The organism is Halomonas sp. QHL1 (genome assembly GCF_001882345.1).
Lineage (GTDB): Bacteria > Pseudomonadota > Gammaproteobacteria > Pseudomonadales > Halomonadaceae > Vreelandella.
Map to the genome: position 1 here is coordinate 3,230,816 of NZ_MINL01000001.1, position 3,026 is coordinate 3,233,841.

General features: G+C 54.5%; 1 rRNA gene. It reads left to right on the forward strand.

The features are described from left to right. A 23S ribosomal RNA gene (locus QHL1GM_RS14880) occupies positions 1-2,836 on the forward strand. Positions 2,837-3,026: the final 190 nt, after the last annotated feature.

A 3,026-nucleotide genomic window follows, 5' to 3' on the forward strand; every position in this document is an offset into this window, starting at 1 on the left:
AAGACGTGGTGCGATAAGGCTCGGTGAGGTGGCAACAACCTGTGACCCGGGCATTTCTGAATGGGGAAACCCACTCATCATAAGATGAGTATCGTGCACTGAATACATAGGTGTACGAGGCGAGGCAGGGGAACTGAAACATCTAAGTACCCTGAGGAAAAGAAATCAACCGAGATTCCCCTAGTAGCGGCGAGCGAACGGGGACCAGCCCTTAAGCATGTGACTGATTAGGCGAACAGATTGGGAAGTCTGGCCGTAGCGGGTGATAGCCCCGTAGTCGAAAATCTGATCATGTGAAATCGAGTAGGTCGGGGCACGAGAAACCTTGACTGAAGACGGGGGGACCATCCTCCAAGGCTAAATACTCCTGGCTGACCGATAGTGAACCAGTACCGTGAGGGAAAGGCGAAAAGAACCCCGGAGAGGGGAGTGAAATAGATCCTGAAACCGTGTGCGTACAAGCAGTAGGAGCAGGCTTAGTCCTGTGACTGCGTACCTTTTGTATAATGGGTCAGCGACTTATATTCAGTGGCGAGGTTAACCGTATAGGGGAGCCGTAGGGAAACCGAGTCTTAACTGGGCGACACAGTCGCTGGATATAGACCCGAAACCGAGCGATCTATCCATGAGCAGGGTGAAGGTTGAGTAACATCAACTGGAGGCCCGAACCAGGATCTGTTGAAAAAGATTTGGATGACTTGTGGATCGGAGTGAAAGGCTAATCAAGCTCGGAGATAGCTGGTTCTCCTCGAAAGCTATTTAGGTAGCGCCTCACGTAGTACCGCCGGGGGTAGAGCACTGTTTCGGCTAGGGGGTCATCCCGACTTACCAACCCGAGGCAAACTCCGAATACCGGTGAGTAACGCGTGGGAGACACACGGCGGGTGCTAACGTCCGTCGTGAAAAGGGAAACAACCCAGACCGTCAGCTAAGGTCCCGAAATCCTGGTTAAGTGGGAAACGATGTGGGAAGGCTCAGACAGCTAGGAGGTTGGCTTAGAAGCAGCCATCCTTTAAAGAAAGCGTAATAGCTCACTAGTCGAGTCGGCCTGCGCGGAAGATGTAACGGGGCTAAACCAGGTACCGAAGCTACGGGTTCATTCTTAGGAATGAGCGGTAGAGGAGCGTCGTGTACGCCAATGAAGGTGGATTGAGAAGTCTGCTGGAGGTATCACGAGTGCGAATGCTGACATGAGTAACGATAAAGGGAGTGAAAAACTCCCTCGCCGGAAGACCAAGGGTTTCTGTTCGACGCTAATCGGAGCAGAGTGAGTCGGCCCCTAAGGCGAGGCCGAAAGGCGTAGTCGATGGGAAACGGGTCAATATTCCCGTACCGGACATGGTTGCGATGGGGGGACGAAGAAGGCTAGGTGAGCCAGGCGTTGGTTGTCCTGGTGAAAGTGAGTAGGCTGAGGGTTTAGGTAAATCCGGACCCTTTTAAGGCCGAGACACGAGATGAACTGACCACGGTCAGGAAGTCACTGATGCCACGCTTCCAGGAAAAGCCTCTAAGCTTCAGATCATGTGCGACCGTACCCCAAACCGACACAGGTGGTCAGGGTGAGAATCCCAAGGCGCTTGAGAGAACTCGGGTGAAGGAACTAGGCAAAATGGTGCCGTAACTTCGGGAGAAGGCACGCCGGCGTAGGGTGATGAGACTTGCTCTCTAAGCCCGAACCGGTCGAAGATACCAGGTGGCTGCAACTGTTTATTAAAAACACAGCACTCTGCTAACGCGCAAGCGGACGTATAGGGTGTGACGCCTGCCCGGTGCCGGAAGGTTAAATGATGGTGTTAGCCGCAAGGCGAAGCTCTTGATTGAAGCCCCGGTAAACGGCGGCCGTAACTATAACGGTCCTAAGGTAGCGAAATTCCTTGTCGGGTAAGTTCCGACCTGCACGAATGGCGTAATGATGGCCACGCTGTCTCCACCCGAGACTCAGTGAAATTGAAATCGCCGTGAAGATGCGGTGTACCCGCGGCTAGACGGAAAGACCCCGTGAACCTTTACTATAGCTTCACACTGGACGCTGATGTTGCCTGTGTAGGATAGCTGGGAGGCTTTGAACTCTGGACGCCAGTTCGGAGGGAGCCAACCTTGAAATACCAGCCTGGCATCATTGGCGTTCTCACTCAGGTCCGTTATCCGGATCGAGGACAGTGTGTGGTGGGTAGTTTGACTGGGGCGGTCTCCTCCTAAAGAGTAACGGAGGAGCACGAAGGTACCCTCAGCACGGTCGGACATCGTGCATTGAGTGCAAGAGCATAAGGGTGCTTGACTGCGAGACAGACACGTCGAGCAGGTGCGAAAGCAGGTTCTAGTGATCCGGTGGTTCTGTATGGAAGGGCCATCGCTCAACGGATAAAAGGTACTCCGGGGATAACAGGCTGATACCGCCCAAGAGTTCACATCGACGGCGGTGTTTGGCACCTCGATGTCGGCTCATCACATCCTGGGGCTGAAGTCGGTCCCAAGGGTATGGCTGTTCGCCATTTAAAGTGGTACGCGAGCTGGGTTTAGAACGTCGTGAGACAGTTCGGTCCCTATCTGCCGTGGGCGTTGGATGTTTGAGAAGGGCTGCTCCTAGTACGAGAGGACCGGAGTGGACGACCCTCTGGTGTTCCGGTTGTCACGCCAGTGGCATTGCCGGGTAGCTATGGTCGGACGGGATAACCGCTGAAAGCATCTAAGCGGGAAGCCCCCTTCAAGATGAGACATCCCTGAGGCCTAGAGCCTCCTGAAGGGCCCAGCGAGACCAGCTGGTTGATAGGCACGGTGTGGAAGCGCTGCAAGGCGTTGAGCTAACGTGTACTAATGGCCCGTGAGGCTTGACCCTATAACACCCAAGGGGTCTGGTCGTGATGATGACGTCAATGAACACCGGATACGCAGCGTGTGGCCCAGGCAACAGCGAGGGCGGCACGATGAGACGCACACAATTGAGCAAGCAGCGATAGAAAGCTCGCTCGTCAGCATGATATACCACCCGTTACGCCTGACGACCCTAGAACGCGTGAACCACCTGA